This window comes from uncultured Thiodictyon sp., assembly GCF_903828115.1.
Taxonomy (GTDB): Bacteria; Pseudomonadota; Gammaproteobacteria; order Chromatiales; family Chromatiaceae; genus Thiodictyon.
Genome location: NZ_CAIKKU010000245.1, coordinates 1 through 5520, shown reverse-complemented (window position 1 = coordinate 5520; position 5520 = coordinate 1). Strand labels below are relative to the sequence as shown.

Genomic DNA, 5520 nt, shown 5'->3' with positions numbered 1-5520 from the left:
CGGTTGCAGCTCATCTTGCGTATCGACCCCAACGGGATCGGAACATACCAGCCCAGGGCAACGCCCTGGGTATGGGTATCGCAGCGTTTAGCCCTGAAAGGGCGTGACATAACGGCTTGGCTCCTGATGTCGCGCCCTTTCAGGGCCAGGCCAAATAAACAACGCTATCCCAGGGCGTTGCCCTGGGCTGCTGGATCGCGCCCCTGCGGGGCTTGAGCGGGCGCCAGAATAGCTGGAACGCGATACCGCGGGCGGGACGAGGTTAGCAACCCGTCGCGCAGGTTTCGGACCTTGCGGACCGGCCGTCGTCAGGGTTGGCGGCGGCTGCGGACCGTTGGGGACGGGGCGCAGGTTCCGTCCGGCGCGGGGGTCTGCAATGTAGATGCCTGCCGACGGCAACTGTAAAATAAATTGACAATACTCAAGGCTGCCGCCGCCCGCGAAACTGTGGTCTGTCCCCGGTTTTCCCCCGGTTTTCCCGGTTTTCCCAAACTGTGGTCTGTCCCCGGTTTTCCCTCCGGTTTTCCCCTCAATTCATTGTCTTCGGTCCGAGTCCGGGGCTGCTGATCGTGCCTCAAACCATGTCCGTCGCGGCTGCTGCCGCGGACCTGATCCTGATCGCCACGGTGACGACGCCCAGCGAATGGGTCAATCGCATCGCCTACTTGCCGATTTGATGCCGATCTGTGTTCGGGAGAGGGTTTCAAGCATGGCGAGACACCCGAGCGGGACGGATCTCGCAACCCCGTCCCGAAGGTTTCGGACCTTGCGGACAGGACCTCGTCAGGGTTGGCGGCGGCTCCGGAAGGTTCCGAACGGGGCGCATGCCCCGTCCGGCGCGATACTCAAGGCTGCCGCCGCCCGCAAAACTGTGGTCTGTCCCCGGTTTTCCCCGTCCCCGGTTTTCCCCGGTTTTCCGCGGACACTGTCAGCTTTTTTTACACTCGGCCTGGGCGGGTCGCGAGCCCGCAAGGTCATGGTGCTGTTAAATAAGAAAATTATATTTGTGGCACGGTTAGTGCTTTATGACTGTCAGCGGACGGTCGAGTGTAAAGCCGTCTCTTAACCAGGCGGAGCAGGGCAAAGGTCGCAAAGACCGGAGCGGCTGTAGATGCCCGGGCCAGCTTACCGTCCCCTCACAGTTCAACCCGGAGAGACCTTAATGAAAAAACTCGCACTCGTCCTCGCCCTGGCCGCTACCGGCACCCTTGGAGCCGGCACGGCCGGCGCCGCCAATATCCTCATCGACCATTTCGAGACGACTCAGGTCGCGACGGCCATCAACGGCGCGAACCAAACCACTAATAATGTCGGGGGCGTCTATATCGGCGCCAACCGCGACATCAGCGCCACGGCCGGCGCCTCGGGCCAAACGACGGGAAACAGCAATGCGGCGTTTGCCCTCTCCGTGCTTGACCTAGCCAACACCAGCACGTCCGCCGGAACCATCTATGTCCAGTGGAACGGCATCACTGGCGTAAACAAGGACTTGACCTCGGTCGGTACGAACTTCGGTATTTACATGGCCCTGCCGACTCCGGTCGACAATGGGCTGGACGTGACATTCACGGCCACCGGGGCCGCCGGGACCGCCGTTATTTCCCGCAATTTCCCGAGCGGTATCACCGGAGACTCGTTCTTCTTCAAGTTTACCGACGGCACCAATCCGGGCGTCTGGGCGAGCGTAGACACCCTGCGCGCGACCTTCACCGGTCCCACCGCTTGGGACGCCCAGGTTTCGTTGCTAGAAACCCGGGAGGCCCCGATTCCGGGCACTATTCTGCTGATGGGTGCCGGGCTGCTGGGTCTGGCCCGTCGCGCCAAGCGCGCCTGATCCGCCCGATCCGCCCGATCCGCCCGATCCGCCCGATCCGGCTGAACTGCGGCGGCAGAGCGGCGGCCCTCGGGCCGCCGCTTTTTTTTGTCCGGTCGGCGTCAACTCATCAGCCTGCCCCCGCGGCGGCGCTTGCGTCCGCCCGGCGGCGGGTTAGGCATAGTCGCCCGCTCCCCTTCGCCCACGAGGACCTGTCTTGCCATGACCATGCCCCTTTGCCGTCTCATGCGCCTGGTGTCGGCGCGGTTGCTGCCTGGCCTGCTGTGCGTTGCGCTGGCCGCTCAAGCCGATACCCTCGGTGACGCCGCCGCCTACCGGCAGGCGGGCGACCTGCGCTCGGCCATGATCCTGCTGAAGGACCACCTGACCCGCGCGGGCTCGGACCAGGCGGCGCGTATCCAACTCGCGCTGGTCTATCTCGACTTGATGCAAGGGGCGGCGGCGGAGCAGGAGTTGCAGCGGGCGATCAAGGAGGGCGGCCTGGAGCCCGCGGACTACGCGGTGAATCTGGTGCAGGCGCGGCTGCTGCAGGGGAAGTTCGCCGAGATCATCCAGGACCCGACCACCGAGTCCGCCCCGGACCAGGCCCGCCAGGCCGAACTGCACGCCAGTCGCGGCGAGGCCTATCTGGCCCTGGACAAGCCCGAACAGGCGGGGCTGGAGTTCGGCAAGGCGCTGGGGCTGGTTCCGGACCAGGCGCACGCGGTGCTCGGTCAGGGCAAGTTGGCGCTCGCCCGGGGGGACAAGGTCGGCGCCCGTGAGTTCACTGAGCAGGCCGCCCGCGCCCATCCAGAGGATACCCTGGTGTGGCAGAGCCTGGGTGCGTTGGAGTTCAGTGAGGGGCGCCTGGCGCAGGCCGAGGCCGCCTTCACCCAGGCCGTCGCCCTGGGTGCAATCAATTGGATGCCTCTTTACAAACGCGCCCTGACCCGGCTGGAGTTGGGCCAACTGGACCTGGCGAGCGCCGATCTGGAGGCCGCGGCCAAGCAGGCGCCGGAGTTTGTCGGCCTCAGCTATGTCCGAGGGGTCCTGGCACTCGAGCGCAATCAGCCGGAACAGGCCTTTGCCGAGTTGTCGCTCTTTCTGAAGTATCGGCCTCAGGACCCCGAGGCGGCCTATCGCGCCGGGCTGGCTTTAGCCCAACTGGGCCGTCGGCAGGAGGCGGAGGAGTACCTGAAGCGCGCTCACCAGGCCGCTCCGCAGGCGCCGGGGGTAGTGCTCGCGCTCGCCAAGCTGCAGTTGACCCGGGGTGACGCCAAGGGCGCCGAGGCCTTGCTGCGGCCCTTTACCGATCAGAAGAACCCCAGCCCGGAGTTGCTGACACTGCTGGGCCGGGCAATTCAGGAGCAAGGCCGGACCGATGAGGCCAAGGCACTGGCGGCCCAGGTCGCCGAGGCGCGGCCGGACGACGCCGAGTCGCGGCTGCGCCTCGTCGAGTCCCAACTGGCGGCCGGGGACCAGGCCGGGGCCGAGAGGGAACTGCGCGCGCTGCTCCAGTCTGTTCCCGCGAGCGAACGGGCCCGCCTGATGTTGATTCGGCTCATGCTCGAGAAGAAGGACGCCAAGGCCGCCCTGACCGAGGCGCAGCGCCTGGTCGCGCTGACCCCGAACAGTGCGCGCGCCTACAACGGCCTGGCGGCAGCGCGCCAGCTCGGCGGCGATGAGGCGGGCGCGCGGCGCGACTATCAACGTGCCCTGGAGCTGGAGCCCGGCTTTGCCGATGCCGCCTTCAACCTGGCCGCGCTCGATTTGAAGGCCCGCGACCCGGACGCCGCCCGCAAGCTCTATGAGCAGGTCCTGGCCGCCGCGCCCGGCCAGACCAATGCCCTGTTGCTGCTGACCCAGTTGGACCTTGCACAGGGCCAGCGGGGCGCTGCCTTCGAGCGGCTCAGCGGCGCGCTCGCCAAGGACCCGGCCAACCTGGATCTGCGGCTCAACCTGGCGCGCGGCTACCTGTCCGCCGGGCAGACCGCGGAGGCCCAGCGCACCCTGCAGTCCGCGCCGCCCGCCCAGGCGACGGACCCGCGCCTGCGGCTGCTCACGGCGCAGACTGAAATGGCGGCCGGTCAGCCCCACAACGCGGTGCCGATCCTGGACGCCCTGGCCAAGGTGCAGCCGCAGTCCGCGCAACTGCACCTGCTGCTGGCAAACGCCCTCGCCGCGACCAAGAACATCTCCGGGATGCAGGAGGAGTTGCTGGCGGGTTTTCGTCTGGACCCCAAGTCCGCGCTGGCCCAGGAGACCCTGGCCGCCGTCTATGCGGCGCTTCCGGACGCCCAGTCCAAGCGCGTCTTGCTGGCCGGTCTCAAGGACCTGTCCGGGGGGGCCGCCGGCATCCTCCTTCTGGAGGCGCGCCTGCTGATCGAGGAGGGCCACTACCCCGATGGCTTAAAGCGGCTCGCTGACCTGCACCGCACCAAGCCGAAGGAGCGGGCGGTCTTCATCGAACTCCTGACCGCCCAGGTCAAGGGTGGGGAACTGTTCCCCGCCACCCAGACGGCGCAGGCCTGGGTGGAGGCGAACCCGGACGACCACGCGGCGGGCGCGCTGTTGGGCGACATCTATGTGCGGCGGGGGCGGATGGAGAAGGCGCTCGAGACCTATCGGGCGCTGGTGCTCGCCGAGCCGCAAGAGCCTTCCTATAACAACAACCTGGCCCAGTTACTGCTAGATAAACAGCCGGCCGAGGCCCTGACCTATGCCAAGGCCGCTGCCGCTGCGGCACCCGATGACCCGGCGGTGACGGCCACCCTGGGGACCGTCCTGCTGGCGACCGGCGATGCCAAGGGCGCGGTCGCGGCCCTGGCACGTGAGCAGGCGGCACAGCCCGCCGACCCCACCATCGCCTATCACTACGCCGCTGCACTGGCGGCGACGGGCGACGCGGCGCAGGCGCGCACGGTGTTGCTTGCGGTAATGGAAAAATCTTTTTCGGACAAGCCTAAGGCGCAGGCGCTCTTGAAGCAGCTGATGCCTTGAGGGGCGCCGGCCCCGGCGCGGGGCCGGCTTACGGCCCTGCGGGGCGCCGTCACTGCGGAACATGAAGATTCTTGTGGGAGCGGCCTGCGGCCGTGCTGCGGCGGACGCCGCCACGTTCCGCGCACGGCCCGTCGCGGCTGAACCCGCTCCCACGACGTCGCCGCGCGACTTTCACGGTAGAGCCTTGGACTCCAGGCGCTCCGGCCGGCGGGGCCCGTGCTAGCCTATGTCCAGACCGCCACCGCCCCGGGAGACGCCCATGTCGCAGACCGCCCTTGCCGAACCGCGCCGCACGCGGCCTGAACCGGCTGGTGCCGTGCCGCCCTCTCAAGCCGGCCGGTATGTCTCGGAGGAGGAGTACTGGCGCGACTATTACCTCGAGTCTGACGTCCACTATGAATGGAACAACGGGCGTCTGGAGGAAAAGCCGGTGTCCAACTACGAAACCTTCCTCGTCTACCACTGGTTCATGCTGCTGCTCGAGCACTTTCTGACTGCCCGACCCATCGCCAGGATGGTCGCCCTGGAGATGGGCTTTCGGCTGCCGCTGCCGACCGGCACCGTCATCCGCAAGCCCGATTTCGGCGTCGTCTGCAACGACAACCCCCAGCCGCTGTTGCCGCTGGATGCGTCCTATCACGGCGTTTTCGACCTCTGCGTCGAGGCCCTGTCGGATCAGGAGCGCCGCGACATCTTGCGCGATACGG

General features: G+C 67.2%; 3 protein-coding genes. All 3 read left to right on the top strand.

Annotated elements, in window-relative coordinates:
• The first annotated feature begins 1162 nt into the window (after positions 1-1162).
• Positions 1163-1834, top strand: a complete 672-nt coding sequence (locus QZY48_RS09185; RefSeq protein ID WP_295430346.1) for a hypothetical protein — start codon at positions 1163-1165, stop codon at positions 1832-1834.
• A 201-nt stretch (positions 1835-2035) separates the two neighbouring features.
• On the top strand, positions 2036-4813 hold the full coding sequence (prsT, locus tag QZY48_RS09180) for an XrtA/PEP-CTERM system TPR-repeat protein PrsT (RefSeq protein ID WP_295430344.1): 2778 nt from the start codon (positions 2036-2038) through the stop codon (positions 4811-4813).
• Positions 4814-5072: 259 nt separating this feature from the next.
• A partial coding sequence (locus QZY48_RS09175; protein ID WP_295430342.1) for a Uma2 family endonuclease occupies positions 5073-5520 on the top strand: 448 nt, incomplete at its 3' end.

What these genes read in the sequence shown, in the direction of transcription:
- QZY48_RS09185 (WP_295430346.1), top strand. Translation starts at nt 1,163, where the DNA reads ATGAAAAAACTCGCACTCGTCCTCGCCCTGGCCGCTACCGGCACCCTT.
- prsT (WP_295430344.1), top strand. Translation starts at nt 2,036, where the DNA reads ATGACCATGCCCCTTTGCCGTCTCATGCGCCTGGTGTCGGCGCGGTTG.